This window comes from Aliarcobacter sp., assembly GCF_041672065.1.
GTDB lineage: Bacteria > Campylobacterota > Campylobacteria > Campylobacterales > Arcobacteraceae > Aliarcobacter > Aliarcobacter skirrowii.
In genome coordinates, this window is record NZ_JBAZAH010000001.1 from 12,754 (window position 1) to 29,951 (window position 17,198).

18 protein-coding genes are annotated in these 17,198 nt (G+C 27.8%); 2 read left to right on the plus strand and 16 right to left on the minus strand.

Features of this window, described 5'->3' with window-relative positions; genetic code table 11:
* Positions 1-9 precede the first annotated feature (9 nt).
* Entirely contained in the window at positions 10-381 is a 372-nt protein-coding gene (locus WC168_RS00065; protein ID WP_066160426.1) for a hypothetical protein, read from the plus strand.
* A complete protein-coding gene (locus WC168_RS00070; protein ID WP_372616855.1) occupies positions 382-1,395 on the plus strand; it encodes a hypothetical protein in 1,014 nt (337 codons plus the stop codon).
* A 4-nt stretch (positions 1,396-1,399) separates the two neighbouring features.
* Here WC168_RS00070 and rimM read toward each other — a convergent pair whose 3' ends face one another.
* The 16 genes from rimM to WC168_RS00150 all read right to left on the minus strand — a co-directional run bounded on the left by rimM (position 1,400) and on the right by WC168_RS00150 (position 17,134).
* The gene (gene rimM, locus WC168_RS00075) at positions 1,400-1,930 is read right to left on the minus strand and encodes a ribosome maturation factor RimM (RefSeq protein WP_260882530.1); all 531 of its coding nucleotides are present in this window, start codon (positions 1,928-1,930) and stop codon (positions 1,400-1,402) included.
* Between the two features lie 3 nt (positions 1,931-1,933).
* The gene (locus tag WC168_RS00080) at positions 1,934-2,173 is read right to left on the minus strand and encodes a KH domain-containing protein (protein WP_066160417.1); all 240 of its coding nucleotides are present in this window, start codon (positions 2,171-2,173) and stop codon (positions 1,934-1,936) included.
* A 6-nt stretch (positions 2,174-2,179) separates the two neighbouring features.
* Positions 2,180-2,407 (minus strand): 30S ribosomal protein S16, encoded by a 228-nt coding sequence (rpsP, locus tag WC168_RS00085; RefSeq protein ID WP_066160414.1) that lies wholly within the window; start codon positions 2,405-2,407, stop codon positions 2,180-2,182.
* A 77-nt stretch (positions 2,408-2,484) separates the two neighbouring features.
* Positions 2,485-3,837, minus strand: a complete 1,353-nt coding sequence (ffh, locus tag WC168_RS00090) for a signal recognition particle protein (protein WP_129097994.1) — start codon at positions 3,835-3,837, stop codon at positions 2,485-2,487.
* A gap of 149 nt (positions 3,838-3,986) precedes the next feature.
* Positions 3,987-4,739 carry a pseudouridine synthase family protein gene (locus tag WC168_RS00095; RefSeq protein WP_372616858.1) on the minus strand — a complete coding sequence of 251 codons (753 nt, stop codon included), beginning with the start codon at positions 4,737-4,739 and terminating at the stop codon, positions 3,987-3,989.
* Positions 4,730-5,824 carry a lipid IV(A) 3-deoxy-D-manno-octulosonic acid transferase gene (waaA, locus tag WC168_RS00100; RefSeq protein WP_372616860.1) on the minus strand — a complete coding sequence of 365 codons (1,095 nt, stop codon included), beginning with the start codon at positions 5,822-5,824 and terminating at the stop codon, positions 4,730-4,732. The genes WC168_RS00095 and waaA overlap by 10 nt, the downstream gene beginning before the upstream one ends.
* Positions 5,825-5,881: 57 nt before the next feature.
* A complete protein-coding gene (locus WC168_RS00105) occupies positions 5,882-6,610 on the minus strand; it encodes a zinc ribbon domain-containing protein (protein ID WP_066350358.1) in 729 nt (242 codons plus the stop codon).
* The gene (locus tag WC168_RS00110; protein ID WP_372616863.1) at positions 6,603-7,355 is read right to left on the minus strand and encodes a Nif3-like dinuclear metal center hexameric protein; all 753 of its coding nucleotides are present in this window, start codon (positions 7,353-7,355) and stop codon (positions 6,603-6,605) included. The genes WC168_RS00105 and WC168_RS00110 overlap by 8 nt, the downstream gene beginning before the upstream one ends.
* Positions 7,356-7,489: 134 nt before the next feature.
* The gene (gene glyQ / locus WC168_RS00115) at positions 7,490-8,371 is read right to left on the minus strand and encodes a glycine--tRNA ligase subunit alpha (RefSeq protein ID WP_066160398.1); all 882 of its coding nucleotides are present in this window, start codon (positions 8,369-8,371) and stop codon (positions 7,490-7,492) included.
* Position 8,372: 1 nt separating this feature from the next.
* Positions 8,373-8,603, minus strand: coding sequence for a glutaredoxin domain-containing protein (locus tag WC168_RS00120; protein WP_066350352.1), 231 nt, complete (start codon positions 8,601-8,603; stop codon positions 8,373-8,375).
* A complete protein-coding gene (gene purE / locus WC168_RS00125; protein WP_372616866.1) occupies positions 8,604-9,098 on the minus strand; it encodes a 5-(carboxyamino)imidazole ribonucleotide mutase in 495 nt (164 codons plus the stop codon).
* 39 nt (positions 9,099-9,137) lie between these two features.
* Complete coding sequence (locus WC168_RS00130; protein ID WP_372616868.1) at positions 9,138-10,394, minus strand: hypothetical protein; 1,257 nt, start codon at positions 10,392-10,394, stop codon at positions 9,138-9,140.
* 3 nt (positions 10,395-10,397) lie between these two features.
* Positions 10,398-11,687, minus strand: a complete 1,290-nt coding sequence (locus WC168_RS00135; RefSeq protein ID WP_372616870.1) for a peptidase U32 family protein — start codon at positions 11,685-11,687, stop codon at positions 10,398-10,400.
* A gap of 98 nt (positions 11,688-11,785) precedes the next feature.
* A complete protein-coding gene (locus WC168_RS00140) occupies positions 11,786-14,674 on the minus strand; it encodes a cache domain-containing protein (protein ID WP_372616872.1) in 2,889 nt (962 codons plus the stop codon).
* A gap of 61 nt (positions 14,675-14,735) precedes the next feature.
* Positions 14,736-16,268, minus strand: coding sequence for an AAA family ATPase (locus WC168_RS00145; RefSeq protein ID WP_066160193.1), 1,533 nt, complete (start codon positions 16,266-16,268; stop codon positions 14,736-14,738).
* Positions 16,269-16,270: 2 nt separating this feature from the next.
* Entirely contained in the window at positions 16,271-17,134 is an 864-nt protein-coding gene (locus WC168_RS00150) for an NAD(+)/NADH kinase (protein ID WP_066355746.1), read from the minus strand.
* Between the last annotated feature and the right edge of the window lie 64 nt (positions 17,135-17,198).

Below are 17,198 nucleotides of genomic sequence, written 5' to 3' on the forward strand. Positions count from 1 at the left end.
TTAATAGTTATGAATTTTGAAGAGCTAAAAAAAAGAAGAGAGAGAAACCTAAGTAGGCACAAACTAAAAAAAAGAGCCTACTACCTAAAGAGTAAGCTTAATAAAGAGATAGATTACGAAGATGAATTAAAAGATGATGGCTTTTTGCTAAAGATGAAATCTATTGCAAAAAGTCAAAAAGAGTATATATTTAGTAGAGAGTCTATAATAAAAAATAAGATAAAAGAGTATCAAGAGAAAAAAAGAGAGTACTATGAGCAAAATAAAGAGAAAAGGCTTGAGTATGATAAAGAGTACAGAGAGAGAAAAAAAGAAGAGCTAAAAGAGTATAGAAGAAAATACTATGAAAAAATTAAAGAATCTAAATTTAAAGAGGATTAAATGGCTGAAGATATAAAAAACGAAGAAGCTTCTAATAGTGTTGATGAACAAGATAACAAAGAGAATCAAACTAATCATAGTTTAAATAAAGCAAATTTAATAAAAAAAGCTTTAATAGCTGGTATAGCAATCCTTGTTATATTTCTACTTATTATTTTAGTTTTAATACTAACTAAAAAGCCAAATAGTGTTGAAGAAACTTCTAGTACTCAAGTAGCAAGCCAAATTGAACAAAATATAGAAACTGCAGAGAATAAACAACTAAATGAAAATCAAACTGTCCAAAATGAAGAGAGTGATTTTAAATTTGACTTTAATAATCTTGAACCAGATAAATTAAATGAGCAGTTAGAGCTATTAACTAATAAAAGCTTAGAACAAAAAGCTTTAGAAGAGTTATCATTATTGGAAAAAGAAGAAAAAAAATCAAGTAATGCTTCATCTATTTTTGTTGAATCAAATGATTCTAAAACAGAAAATATTATAAATAGCACTCAAGAGAGTGTTAATAATGAAGTATTAGTTTTAAATGATGTTGAAGAAAAAAATATTGAAATCAATAGTGAAACAAAAGAGAGTGAAACTATAGAAAACAGTGATGAACCAATAGAGACTAAAACTATTTTAGAAGATGAAAAAGAAGAGCTTACCAATAATACGAAAAAAGAGATTGAGATATCAAAAGAGTCAAAATCTTTAATTGTTTTTGAGGATGAATCTAAAAATGAAGATACAAAAGCTTCGGATATTAATAAATATGAGTTTTTAAAAATAATAAGTGTTGCAAAAATAAAAGGAAATCTAAAAAAATCTTACTATGACAAAATTTATAACATAGATAGTTCTGTTTTGCTTTGTAGAGACTCATTAGGTAATATTGAGATATATTTTGGACCATTTAAAGATAACACGAAGCAAGAGAATCTTTTAAATAGACTCTTAGAAGCTGGTTTTAGTGAAGCATACAATCTAGAGATGGAAAAAGAAGAGTTTAATAAAAGATGCAACTACTAATTTCTTAAGAGTTTTCTAAAATATCAAAAGCATTTATAGCAAATATCTTTTTATTTTCAATATCAACTCTTTGAATAAAAGTTTCAAATATATGAGGAATTAAAAAGATTTTTGGAAGACCTTTTTCTACAAGTTGCGAATCTGTTTTAACTTCTAGATAATCATTTAATGGAAATCTGTGAACATCACTTACAACACCTAATTTTAAATTATCTTCATAAACTTCACATGATATTAAATCAAACCAAAAAAACTCGTTATCTTTTAATTTACAAAACTCTTTAGTCTGTTCAATCGTAGTGTACAACTCTGTATTTGTTAGTTTTTTAGCACTTTCCATATCACTAAAACCTTCAAAAGATACAAGATCTCTATCTTTTAAATACTCTAAGATTGTAAGTTGGAAATTTTTATTTGTAAGAAAAGTTGAGCCTTTTTTAAATTGCTCAGGAAAATCAGAGTCAATAAAAAGTCTTAAATGACCTTTTAATCCTACTGCTTTTCCTAATTTTGCTACATAAACCTTATTATTCATAAACTACTTTGCTACTACTTGGATTTTATAAGATACTCCATCTTTAGCCTTGCAACCATTTGCAATTGTTTTTAGAGCATTTATCATATTTCCATTTTTACCAATTAATTTACCAATATCCAAACTATTTACACTAAGAGTGATTAAAATAAAGTTCTCATCAACTCTCTCTTGAGAAATCTCAACATCTTCTGGAATTGAAACTATTAGTTTTGCATAGTTTTCTATAAAGTTTGTAATCATTTGATACTATTTTGAAGTTAATTTTTTAACTTTTTCTGATGGTTTAGCACCAACACTTAGCCAATAGTTATATCTCTCTTCATCAATTTTGAAAACTTGTGGCTCAACTACTGGATTGTAGTAACCAATTGATTCAATCCATCCTGAATCTCTTCTTTTTCTTGAGTCTGTTACAACTATTCTATAAAATGGTTTTTTGTTTCTTCCCATTCTTGTTAATCTAATCACTGTCATTGTTTTGTCCTTTTTTTAATTTATAGTGTTGAGCTTTAAACTCCAAAAAAGTTTATAGCTCAGCACTATTTTAAATTCTATCTTGGAATTTTCGGCATTCCATTTGGTCCCATTTGAGACAACATATTTGTAAAACCTTTCATTCCACCTTTGTTTGAAAGCTGTTTTGCCATTTTTGAAGCATTTTTAAACTGTTTTAAAATCTTATTTACCTGAACTTCACTTAAACCAGCACCTGCTGAGATTCTTTTTTTTCTACTAGGATTTAGTAAATCTGGATTTTCTCTTTCTTTTGGAGTCATTGAACTAATTAAAGCTTTAATTCTAACTATCTCTTTAGAGTTTTCAAAATCCATATCTTTTAAAGCTGGCATCATATTTGATAAGCCTGGAATCATTCCCATAATAGATTTTAAACTTCCAAGTTTACTTAACATTTGAAGCTGTTCTAAAAAGTCATTAAAGTTGAATTCACCTTTTTTTATCTTTCTACTTACCTCTTTTGCTTTTTTCTCATCTATTAAAGTAGCTGTTTTTTCAGCAAGTCCAGCAATATCCCCAAGTCCTAAAAGTCTTGAAACAACTCTATCTGGAATAAAAACTTCCAAATCTGGCATTTTTTCACCAATACCAATAAATCTTAATGGAACTTCTACTTGGTGAGCAATACTAAGTGCAACTCCACCTTTTGTATCACCATCATATTTTGATAATATAACTCCATCAATTCCAATTTTCTCTTTAAATGTAGTTGCTGTTTTTGTTGCATCATGACCTGTCATAGAGTCTGCAACATAAAAAATCTCACTTGGATTTATAGCATCTTTAACATCTTTAAGCTCACTCATAAGCTCATCATCAATAGCAAGTCTTCCAGCTGTATCTATTAAAACAACATCATAATGCTCTTTTTTTGCTTTCTCAACTGCAGCTTGTGCAATTTTTATAGGATTTTTCTCATTATCATCAAAATAGATATCAACATCAATTTGTTTTGCAATCTGTTTTAGCTGCTCAACAGCTGCAAGTCTTTGTAAGTCACAAGCAGCTACTAAAACTTTTTTATTTCTTAGTTTTAAATAGTTTGCTAATTTTCCAGTTGTAGTAGTTTTACCACTTCCTTGAAGACCTGTCATTAAAATTTTTGTAGGAGGAGTTGAAGAGAATACAAAACCTTGATTTCCATTTGCTGTTAAAACTTTTTCAAGCTCTTCTTTTAGAACTTTTATGAAGTTATCTTGTCCAATTCCAATATTTTTTACACCCAACTCAATATTAGTTAATAACTCTTTTGTCGTTTTATGGTGAACATCAGCTTTTAAAAATGCTTTTTTTAGTTCACTAATAGCACGACTTAATGATGCAACATCATCTTGATGTCTTATCTTATTTACAACACCTCGAATTGAGCTAGTTATTGAATCAAACAATTTTATACTCCATAATTTTAATTTTGAGATATTACATCTTTTTTGCTTTATTTTAGATTAAATAAAAGGATTATTTTAAGTAATTTTTTAGATTAGAAAAATAACCAAAGCCCTATTCTATGGACTTTTTACTTTTTTAAACCTTAAAATTAACTAAAATCATACACCTTGAACTCTTTTGGTTCTTTTGATTCGAAAATATAATCAAATATTTTTGTAACTTTTGAGTGAAGCAAAACCCTATTTACATTTGAAGCAGTTCTTCCATATAAACTATCTCCAATAATAGGAAATCCTAAAGCTGCTAAATGAACTCTAATTTGATGAGTTCTTCCACTCTCAATTACCACTTTAACTTTTGATTTATTTCCCTCTACAAGCATTGGAATAAGAGTTGTTTTTGCACTTTTTCCATGTTTGTCTATTTTTGATTTAGCCATTCCTCTATCTTTTGTAGTTAAAATTGGTTTATCAATTACTAACTCTTCGATAACTTTTCCCTCAACAATAGCAACATACTCTTTATAAACTCTATTTTGCACAAACTCTTTAATAGCTCTTTTTTGAAACTCTTCATTCTTTGCAAAAAGCATAACTCCACTTGTCTCTTTATCTAGTCTATTTAAAAGTATTGCATTTTCAAATTTTCTTGATACCTCATCTGCTGTTAAAAAAGCTGGTTTATCAACTGCTAAAATATCTTTATCTTCAAATATAACTTTTATTTTTGCAATATCTTTTACACTAAATTTAGTATCAACTCTTATCTCACCTCGTGCTATTAAAAGTTTTTTTCCAGAAACTGTTACTAAACCTTTATCAATAAGCTCTTTTGCCTTTGCATTTGAAATTCTCTCTTGCATTGCTAGAAGTTTATATGCTTTATCAAACTCTACTGCCATTTTTCTATCTCCTTAATTATAGGCTCAAACGAACCCTCTTTTGTAAGTTCTGGTTTTAAAAGAGTAGATGCTTTTTCAAGATACTCTTTTAACTCATTTTTTTCTATTAAATAGTAATTTTTAATGCACTCAAAAAGTGATTTTTGATTAAATATATTTTTACCACTTATTATAATATTTCCAAAATATGCTGGTTCTATTGGATTATGACCACCTACATTTGCAAATGCCCCACCAAGAATTGTAATATCACCAATAGAGTAGATATCATTTAACATTCCCATTTTATCAATTAAGATAATATCACTTGAAAAATCCTCTTTTAAACTATATTTATGAAAACTTATCTCTTTGTCTTTTATATAATCTTTAATTAACTCTTCAACTTTTAAAAATCTCTCAGGATGTCTTGGAACAACTATTAGTTTTCCATACTCTTTTTTATAAGAGCTCAAAACAAGCTCCTCCTCACCTTCATGTGTACTTGCTGCAACAATTACCTTTGAATTTGGTTTTTTTAAATCTAGCTTTTTTTGTGGAAGTTGTGCTAATTTTATATTTCCAATAACCTCAACATTTTTAGCCCCAAGCTCTTCTAATCTTTTTTTATCAAGTTGACTTTGTGCAAAAACTTTATCTATATTTTCAAAAATTTTTTTATAAAAAAACTTAAATCTTAAATATGATTTATAAGATCTATCTGAAATCCTTGCATTTATAAGTAAAGTTTTTGCACCTTTTCTTTTTGCAAATAAAAATAACATATACCAAAGTTCAGCCTCCATAACAACCAAAACTTTCTGTTTGCTTATCCAAAAAGGAAGGAAAATCTCAAAAGGAAGATATCTTACATTTTGGCTTACTGTTTTTGCCTCTTCAAATCCTGTATTTGTAATAACACTAATATTTGCTTTAGCTTCAAACTCTTCTATTAAAGGTTTTATAGCTTTAACTTCGCCCATTGAACATGAGTGAAACCAAATACCACTAAAATCAAACTTTGGATTATTTTTTAAAAAAAATTTTGAAGGAATTGCATCTTTATACTTATCTTCTCTTTTTTTATATAGTAAATATGGAGTCAATAATATATATGTAATTATTAAAATTAGATTATAAAAAAGGGTAAAGAGGCTCAAGCTTTAAGCCTCTTTTGTAACAGTTTCTTCTTCACCTTTATAAAGAATTCTTCCACAGTGAAGACAGTTTACAATCTCTTCACCTTTTATAACTTCTGCATAAGTTTTGTCGCTTATTTTCATAAAACATCCAAAACAAGCTTGTTGTTTTACAGGAACTACCGCTGTATCTTTTGCCCATCTTTTAATTTTTTCATAAAATGTTAAGATTTTTTTATCAAAATTTCCTAAAAGTTCATTTCTTTTTGCATAAACTACATCTCTATCTTTATTTATTGCTTCAATCTCTTGGTCAACAACAACTTTAATCTCTTCAATATCACTCTCTTCTGCTTTAAGTTTTGCTTGAAGCTCTTTTAAGCTCTCTTCTTTTGCAACTGTTAGTTTATCTAATCTTTCAATCTCTTCATTTGCAAAACTAACCTGCTCTTTTGCAATCTCTTCTTCAAGTTGTAAAGCTTTTAACTCTTTTTCATTTGTTACATCTTTATTTTTTTTAGCAATTTGATCTAGTTTTGTTTTTAACTCTGATAGATGAATATTGTTTTTTGTTCTTTTTGATTTTAGTTCATCAATCTCAAGATACACACTATTTATAGAAGTTTTTAATGCCTCTGCTGTCTCAACAAAAACTGCTAATTTTGCTTTTTGTTGCTCGATTTTTGGGTCAAATTGACTTATGCTTGTATCATATTTTGATAAAGTTACTAAGTCTTGTAAATACTTATTCAACGGTTTCTCCTTTAAAAAACTCAAATGGATTTTTTGAAGCTGTTATTATAGCTTTTAATTTATTTTTTTTCAAATACTGGCTTAACAATTGTTCTAAAAGTATATTAAAACTATTTTCACTCTCATAGTGTCTAATATCTATTAAGGACAAATCTCTTGCTTTTGCTTCCATTGCATCGTGATATTTAATATCACCTGTTATAAAGCAATCTGCTTTAACCTCATCTATTAAACTCATTGCACTTCCTGTACAAATTGCAATAGTTTTAATACTCTCTTTTGTTTTAACATATTTTAAATTTTTTAAATTTAATTTTTTTGATAGATAGTTTAATAACTCATCAAAACTCATATTGATTTCACAATTTGCAATAAACTCATTTTGATTAACTATTTTAAAACCTAAAATCTCTTCAACTACAAATCTGTTTAAATGCGTTTTGTCAATATTTGTGTGCATAGAAATTAGTGCAATATCTTTTTTTATTAACTCTTTTAAAATTTTAGTGCTATAAGTATCGTAATTAACTCTTTTTAATCCACTAAAAATCAATGGATGATGAGTTATAACTAAAGAGTTGGGTTTTAGACTTTTTGCAAGTTCTAAATCTAAATCCATACTAAGATACAAACTCTCAAAACTATCACTCATATTTCCTACAAGAAGTCCTGAGTTATCCCATTTTTCTTGTAGTTCAAAAGGTGAAAGCTCATTTAAGTAGTTATAAATATCTTCTATTTTCAATAAATTACTCCTATTGTTCATCTCACAACAATCTAGCTCATTTCATTCGCTACGATTGATACACTTCGTTAGTTCGCACCAGCCTTTTGTGAAAGTTCTTAACTTTCTGCAAAAGGTAAAAAATACTAAAAGAGTTAGCCCCTAACTCTTTCTTGACGCATTTTTTCCTGCTCTTTATACATAACAGCACAAGCTTGTGCAAGTTCTCTCACCTTTAAAATATAGTTTTGTCTCTCTGTAACACTTATTGCTTTTCTTGCATCTAAAGTATTAAAAGCATGACTTGCTATCATACATTGATCATATGCAGGAAGTGGAAGTTGTGCTTCTAAACAAGATTTACACTCATTAAATGCCTCTTCAAAATCTCTAAATAGTTTTGTTGTATTTGCTACTTCAAAATTATATTTAGAGAATTGATACTCTGCTTCTTTGTGAACATCTGCATAAGTTGTAATTCCATGCTTATTTTCATTCCAAACAATATCAAAAACAGAATCAACTCCTTGAAGATACATAGCAAGTCTCTCTGTTCCATAAGTAATCTCAACAGCAACAGGATCACAAGGAAGTCCTCCAACTTGTTGAAAATATGTAAATTGTGTAACTTCCATACCATCAAGCCAAACTTCCCATCCAAGTCCCCAAGCTCCTAGAGTTGGTGACTCCCAGTTATCTTCTACAAATCTAATATCGTGCCTGCTTAAATCAAGTCCTAAATACTCTAAAGATTGTAAATATAAATCTTGAATATTTTCTAAACTTGGTTTTATTAATACTTGAAACTGATAGTAACTTCCTAATCTATTTGGATTCTCTCCATATCTTCCATCTGTTGGTCTTCTTGATGGTGCAACATAAGCAACACTCCAAGGAGTTGAATCAAGACTTCTAAGCAGTGTTGCTGGATGAAATGTTCCAGCACCTGCAGCAATATCGTAAGGTTGTACAATATTACACCCCTCTTTTGCCCAGAACTCTTGAAGTTTTAATAACATTTGTGAAAAAGTAAGCATTCTATTTTATTCCTAACTCTTTATTTAATTTCTCTTTATCAAAGCCACAAATCCAACTATTTCCAATTAAAAAAACAGGTGCACCTTGACATCTTTTTTGACAATCATTTAAAGCTTTTTTATTTTTTGTTAAATCTATATGATTATATTTAAGATTTTTGCTCTTTAAGTATACTATAGCTTCTTTACACCATTTACAATTTGGAATAGTAAATAGTGCAATAGGTTTCATTTATAAAATTACTTCTATATCTTTTGAATCACTTTCAACTAATTTAGCTTTTACAACTCTATCTTCTTTTAATTTTGCAGCTAAATCTTTATCATTAATAGCTAAAATTTGCATTGCTAAATAAGCAGCATTAATTGCACCTGCTTTTCCTAAAGCAACAGTAGCAACTGGCATACCAGCTGGCATTTGAACAGTTGAAAGCATAGCATCCATACCATCCATCGCACCACCTTTCATAGGCACTCCAATAATAGGTTTTGTTGTAGTTGCTGCTAATGCACCAGCTAAATGAGCTGCCATTCCAGCTGCAGCAATAAATGCAACCACACCTTTCTCTTCTGCCTCTTTAACATACTCTTTTGTTCTTTCAGGACTTCTATGAGCTGAAGATATAATTAATTCATATTTTACATTAAACTGTTCAAAAGTATCAGCACAATTTTTCATAATATCATAATCAGATTTGCTACCCATAATAATCGAAATAAATCTCATTTTCTTATCCTATTTTTAAAATTTTAGATATACATTATATCAAAAATTTTCTAAGGTTTTTATAATATCTTCTATTTTTAGATTTCGCCACTCTTCAAACTTATTTATAGTTAAAGTATCATTTTCATAAATAAACTTTGATAAATTTTTTGAACTATCTTTTACATAGATTGTTTTAGTGTAGTTATAATATTTTAAACTCTCTTCATAATCTTTAAAAGTTGCTATACAAAGAGTTGGTATCATAAAAGCATCTGCTATATGAAGAGCTGAAGTGTATGCTGTTATTATCTTATCCATAGATGAAACAATATAGATAAAATCTTCTATTGTTTTTGAATATGTTGATAAATCTATATAGTTATCAGATTTTATTTTTGGATCAATTAAAAGTGTTGTTATAATCACATAATCATCTAATTTATCTATTAAACCTTTTAAAATTTCAATAGCAAAATTTTGAGGAATTGATTTATTTATAGTTGTACTATAAGGATGAAAAAGTAATAATTTACCTCTTTTTTTAGCATCAATAATTTTTTGACTTAAACCTTTTGATAATTCAAAATGTTCACAATTAAGTTCACTATATTTTTTAGAACTTGGAATTTTTTTATAATCAATTCCAAACTTATAAAGCCATGCATCTACTATGTTTATATCTAATATCTTACTAATATCTACACTATTATCAACAAAATAGTCATACTTACAAATAGTTTTGCTATTTATTGCAAGTGGATATACACCATTTATATATTTTTGAGTTTCATAAATACTTTTATCTCTTTTATAATAACTATTATTTGAAGCTTTTATAAAAATATCAAGCTCAACTTTTGAGTATATATTTTTTAACTCTTCATAAAAAATTCTAAGTGCAGCCATAGAGCTAATCATATCGCTAATTGTAGAGCCTAAACTTCCAATAAGTGCAACTTTAACAATTGGTTTGTGAAAACTATTAAGACTATATAAAAGCGAACTAGGTTTTATATCAAAAAAAATATTATCTTTGAACTCTTCTTTTATTTTATACTCATTTTCAAAACTAATCCCAATTTCAGTTGGAAAATTTGGATTAGTTTTTACGCTCTTTTCATTTAAAATCTTAGCAAGATATCTATTTTTATCAACTTTTGAAAAAATATCTTGTAAATCTTTGAAATCATCATATGTTGTAATATAAACCGTCTCATTTTCTAAACCAACTGGTGCTTTAAATCTATCATACTTTAGTATTGTACCATCTGTTATTTTTATATTTATACTATTTGTAACTCTAAAAAAAACCATATCTTATTCTACATTACTATCAATATTTTCTACTCTAAACATTGTTAAATAGGGTAATTTGCATGGAAGTTTTATTTTATTTACATTTCCACTATGAACACTTTCAAGCTCTTTATTATCTTGCGTTAGAATCTTTTTAAAATTTATATAATATAGTCCATTCTCTTTTTTAAACACTTTTCCAATCTCATTTTCACACTCATGTAGAACTGTGTTATGTGGAGTGAAAATTTCAATATCTTCATTTGGATAAACTTTATACTTGCAATAAAAATGCTCTTCATCTTCAGATACTAAACCTGTTACTTCAAATGAGCCTTTACTTAAAGCATAATCGTGATTTTGAGAATCTAGTTTTTCAAATGGCTTATGAATTAAATAAGCATCTGTAAACCCTCTATTTTTAGTTGTATGCAACTCTTTTTGATATTTTGAAGCATCAAATTTATTTTCATAATAATCATCAATTGCTTCTCTATAAGCTTTTGCAGTTACTGCTGCATAGTATGGAGATTTTGTTCTTCCCTCTATTTTCAAACTATCCACAGCACCACTATCAAGTATCTCTTTAATATGAGATGCAAGGTTCATATCTTTTGAGTTAAAAATATATGTTCCAACACCAGGTTCTTCTTCAAGTCTAAACAAGCTTCCATGCTCATCATTTCCAGCATAAAGTGTATATTCAAATCTACAATCATTTGCACAACTTCCACGATTAGGAACTCTTCCCATTTGAACAGCACTAATTAGACATCTTCCACTATATGCAAAACACATAGAACCATGAACAAATATCTCTATCTCCATATCTGGAAGATGTTTTTTAATCTCTATTACATCTTTTAAAGATATCTCTCTTGCTACAACAATTCTTTTAACTCCCATATCCCAAAAAACTTGAGCATCAAGATAGTTTAAAACATTTGCTTGAGTTGAAAGATGTATATCAATCTGGGGAGCAATCTCTCTACAAAGTCTTACAACTCCTGGAGCTGCAACTATAAAACCATCTGGTTTAAGTGCAGCCATAGAGGCTATATGTTTTTTTAATAACTCAATTTGAGCATTAAAAGGAAAACCATTTATTGTTGCATAAACTTTTTTTCCTCGCTTATGAGCATAATCAATTCCCTCTTTAAATGTCTCAAATGTAAACTCTTTACTAGCTCTAATTCTTAAACTAAAGTGGCTAACTCCACCATAAACAGCATCAGCACCATAATTTATTGCAATTTTTAATTTTTCTAAATTTCCAGCAGGTGAGAGCAACTCGACTTTTTGCTTACTCATAAAATTCCTTTGATTTTTTATATAATAAAATATTTAAATTTTTAGGGGATTGTATCTTTTTTTTGATAAATCTTAAGTTTTGCGACAAGCAAAGAGCTTTAGAAGCTCTCCCACTCATCATCAGATTTTGAAGCTTTAAACTCTTGTTTTGGTTTTTGCTCTAAGATTTTTACATCTTTAGCCTTTGTTACTATCTCTTTTGGTTTATTTGTCTCAGGTTTTGTTGTCTCTATATTTGAATTAACTTTTTTAGATATATTATCAATTTTAACTTGATCAAGTGATTTAAATACTTTAAAAATTGATGTATCAAGTTGTTTTGATAACTCTTTTAGTCTACTCTTATCAGAGTTCTCTTTACAATCCTCATTAATATACTCTTGAACACTTGTATGAACAAGTTCATGATACTCTTTTAAAGTTTTCCAATTTTGATTTTTAGTAAATACTAAACCATTTTTTTCTTGCTCTATAATCCATTTTCCTAAGTCACACTCTGTTGGTTTTGTTACACTCCAAGCAGTTTTTCCTTGACCAATTTTATCAAAGTTTGTAAGCTTAAATTTTACATGGTCATTTTTTAGTTTTGAAACTTTAAATACTAAATCTATATCTTCAATAATATTAGGATCTACTTGTTTAAATTTAGCTCTATCTGCTATTTTTAATAGATTGCTTGATAAACTTGATGCTTCACTTGCAAGATTACTTATAACTCTTGAAGAGCTAGCATTTACTTGAGTTACTCTATCAAGAACATTAATAGTATCATTTATTTGAAGTATTCCTATCTCTTCCTCTTTTGTACCTCTTGATACATCTTCTATTAAAACAATAGTCTCATCAATTCTTTTATTTAACTCTGTATAGCCAATTTTCATACTATTTGCTATCTCTTTACCTTCATTTGCTTTTGAAGTTGCTATTTCAACAATATTTTTAATCTCTCTTGCAGCTTCTGCACTTCTATTTGCTAGATTTCGCACCTCTTGTGCAACAACAGCAAACCCTTTTCCAGCTTCTCCAGCAGTTGCTGCTTCAACTGCTGCGTTTAGACTTAAGATATTTGTTTGGAATGCTATTTGATCAATTACCTCAATAGCTTCATTTATTGAACTAACCTCTTTATTAATTTGATCCATCGCGTCATTTGTTTTTGAAGCTAAAGTCTCACCTTGTTTTGATGATTTTTGAAGCTCTGAAGCCAAAATTGACATTTGAGAAGTCTTTTGAACACTTTGCTTAATAATAGATGTAATCTCTTCAATAGCAGCAGCTGTTTGCTCTAAACTTGCAGCTTGTTCTGTTGCTGAAGTTGATAACTCTTTTGCAGATTTTGAAAGAACTGCTGTATCATCATTTAATTTTGTTCCAGTTGATACTATCATTGATAAAAATTCAGATACAGTATGACCGATTAATTGAGTACTTGTAGCTAAAGAAGACATAATTCCATTTACTTTTGTAACATCAATTTGTGAGTTACTATCTGAGAAGTTTGAACTACCATATTCAACCAAAGTATTATTTAAAGTATTAAGATTTTGGTTAGTCTTTTCAATCATCTCATTTATAGAGTCTCTTAAGCTTTGAATTTGAGGATTTGAAGATGTTTTTTCAATTTTATATACATAAAATCCTTGAGATATTTTTTCAATAACCTCATCAACATTTGCAATTACTTTACCATCTTCTATATATCCTTCTTTTAATTTTTGAATATATCCATTAAAACTATCAACAATCTTTCCAATCTCATCATTTGATTTTTTCTTAATTCTATCAGTTTGTTCATTTCCACTTGATATATCATTTATTGCAATATCAAGCTCATCAAGTGGTCTTATAATTGCGTGATTTACTAAATAGCTATATATTAAATTAGCAATAAGCATAATTAACAAAGAGAACCCAATAATACTATATATTATAGAATTTATTTTGCTATTTGCACTAGCTTGCATTAAAGCAATCTCTTCTTCTATATCATCAACATAAGCACCTGTTCCAATTATCCAATCCCAAGGTTCAAACCTTTGAACATATGAAAACTTCTCTTTTGGATCATTTTTCTTATTTGGTTTATCCCAATAATATTTTACAAGTCCACCCTCTTTTTTCTCATTTGTAATTTTTGACATCTCTACAAATAATTTAGTTCCATAAGGGTCTGCATATGTGCTTAAATCTGTTCCATTTAGAGCTGGATTTGTTGGGTGGTGAATCATTTTTGGATGAGAATCATTTATCCAAAAATAGTCATTATTTGCATATCTCATATCAGATATTGTTTTTAAAGCCTCTTCTTGAATTCTAGCTGTAGCATTTTCAACATACTCACCAGTTCCAATAACCCAATTATAAGGAGCAAATAGTTTAACAAAAGAGACTTTTAATTGTGGTTCAGTAAATCCTGGTTTTGGCCAAACATAATCAATAAATCCCTCTTTATCTTTTTTAGCAATATCTACGAACTCTTTAAAAATCTGCTTTCCTTTTGGATCTTTGTAGTTATACATATCTTTATCATTTAAAGATGGATTTATTGGATGAATTAAAACAACTGCATCCAAATCATTAATCCAAAAATATCCAGTAGAACCATATCTAGTAGAGTTTACAATATTTTTTAATCTCTCTTTTAAAGCACTATCTGATATTGTATTTTTATATTTTTGATACTCACCTTCTAAAATAGTGAACAAAAACATAGTCTGTTTTTTAAGTTCATCTTCTAACTCAAGTTTAACTTTTTCTATATCAGTTCTTGCATGATATGCTTCAACTGTTTTCATAGCTAAAGATACATAATTTTTAAGCTCTTCCTCTTTTTTTGCATAAGCCTCTTTTTTATAGTTTTCAATTCCCTCATTTGAATACTCTTTTATAGAGTAAATAGCAACAAATGCAACTGCAAGTGAAATTATAACTATAGTAAGAATTGATAATATTAAAAGTTTAGCTTTTATTGATATATTATTTATCATCTTATCTCTCCATTTCAACAAATGTTTAATTATACCATTTATTATAAAAATTGTATAAAAATTAAGATTTTATTATATTTTTAGCAAACTCTATTGCTTCATTTGTAACATTTTCACCACTTATCATTCTTGCTATCTCATTTACTCTTTCACTATTATTTAACTCTTTTACTGTTGAAACTCCATTGATTTTTTCAACCAAAAAGTGTTGATTTGCACTTGATGCAAGTTGTATTTGATGTGAAATTGCAAATATTTGATAATTTTTACTTAAACTTATAAGAACATTTGCTATTGCTTCACTCTCTTTTCCACTTAAATTTGCATCTATCTCGTCTAAAAACAAAATTCCATTTTCACCAATATCAAGTTTTGAAATTGCACTTAAAAGTGCAAGTCTTAATCTGTTGTATTCACCAGAACTTATTGTTTGCAAAGATACTTGATTTAACTTAAAATCTATATAATCAACTCCACTACTATCAAGCTCTTGATTTTTTAAATCAATTTTTGCACTACTTAAATATAAAAATTCTAAATAGTAATTTACATCTTTTTCAAGTCTTATTAATCCCTCTTTTCTGTAATCACTCATCTTATTTGCTAAATCTAAAACATAAGTTTGCAAAGATTGATATTTTTTCTCTAAATCACTCTTTTCAAAACTAATATTCATATAACTATCTAGCTCTTTTTGTTTTTGCTCTTTATACTTAAGAGCATCTTCTATTGAACCAAATTTTTTTATTAGATTTGATATTTTTTCAATTCTATCAAGAGTTGATTCAATATCAATATCTTCAAGTTCTCCTAAAGTGTCATTAGATTTTTCTAAAATATTATTTAGCTCATTTATAGCTTCATCAAAAAATGCACTATTTATCTCTAAAATTTCTAAAAGTTCATTAACTCCACTAACATGCTCAAATATTTTTGTAGCTTTTAAACTAGCTTTCTCTATCTTCTCTTTTTTTGCAAGAGCTTTTTTTAGACTATTTAACTCTTCATACTCATTTAATTTTGGATTTATCTCTTCTATTTTTGATATCTCAAATCTTGCAAACTCTTTTAAATCTTCTAACTTTTTCTCATCTTCATTTAATTTATCTAATCTCTTTTTTATCTCAACAAGTTCTTTATAGTTATTTACAAAATCATCTTTAAGTACTTTAAATCCACTAAAATTTTTACTTGCATACCTATCTAGAAAATCTATTAAAACTTCACTTTTAAAATCACTTGTATCTTTTAAACTTAAATATTTAATTATACTATTTGATATCTCACTTAGTGATTTTTTTGATATGCTTTGATTGTTTAGAAAATATCTTGTTTTATCTTTTTTAATACTTTTGAAAACAATATCCTCTTCAAAGTTTATATCAAACTCTTCATTTTTTATTTTTGAATTATTTATATTTAGCTCAGCTAACTCACTTTTTATCTCATTTAATCCAAAAAGTGCTAAAAACTCTTGCATTAAGATAGATTTTCCAGCTCCACTTGGACCTGTAAAGATATTTAATCCACTATTAAACTCTAATTCAAGCTCTTTAAAACTTAAACAATTTTTTATATAAACTCTTGTAATCAAACTTAGTTACCCCATCTTAATTTTTCACTTAAAACTTTAAAAAAGTCTCTTTTTGTTCTATAAAGCATCTTTGCACTCTTTTTTGATATTTTAATATTTACAATCTCATTTTGCTTTAAATCGTACAAATCTTGACCATCAACTATAACAGTCGCTTCATCACTTGGTGTTTTAAACTCAATTTCAAAATCAGCTGGTACAACTATTGGTCGTTGAGTTAGTGAGTGAGCTGCAACTGGAGTTATTATAAATGCATTTGTAAGTGGATAAACAATAGGACCTCCAACAGATAAATTATATGCAGTTGAGCCACTTGGAGTTGATACTATTAAACCATCACCATAATATGTATTAAACTCTTTTTTATCAATTTTTGCTTTTATCTCAAGCATTGAAGATAGATTTTTTCTAGATATTACTATATCGTTAAATGCTATAAATTTTTTATCTCCTATTTGTGCCTCTATCATCATTCTTGGTTCAATTTTATAATCATTTATTAGCAAATCTTCAATAAAAGATGGTAAATCTTCTAGTTTTAAATCTGTTAAAAACCCCAAAGTTCCTAAATTTATTCCTAAAACTGGAAGATTATATTTAAAAGATTTTCTAACTACTCCAAGAAGTGTTCCATCTCCTCCAATAGAGATTAAAAAATCAGATTTTTGGCACATTAAATCAAAATCTAACCCATTTTGAGAAATCATTTGTGCACTACTTTTTTCTAAAATCAAATCTATATTTTTGTCCAAAAATAGTTTTTCTACTTTTAAAAAAGCATCTTTTAATTCTGGACTATTTGGTTTAAGAACTACACCAATATTTTCAATTTTTTTTAAGTGTTCGCAACTTTTTTCTAATCTCAATTCATCCAACTTTTTTTAAATTTATATGAAAAATCAATTGTATTAAATATCTCATATAAATCTA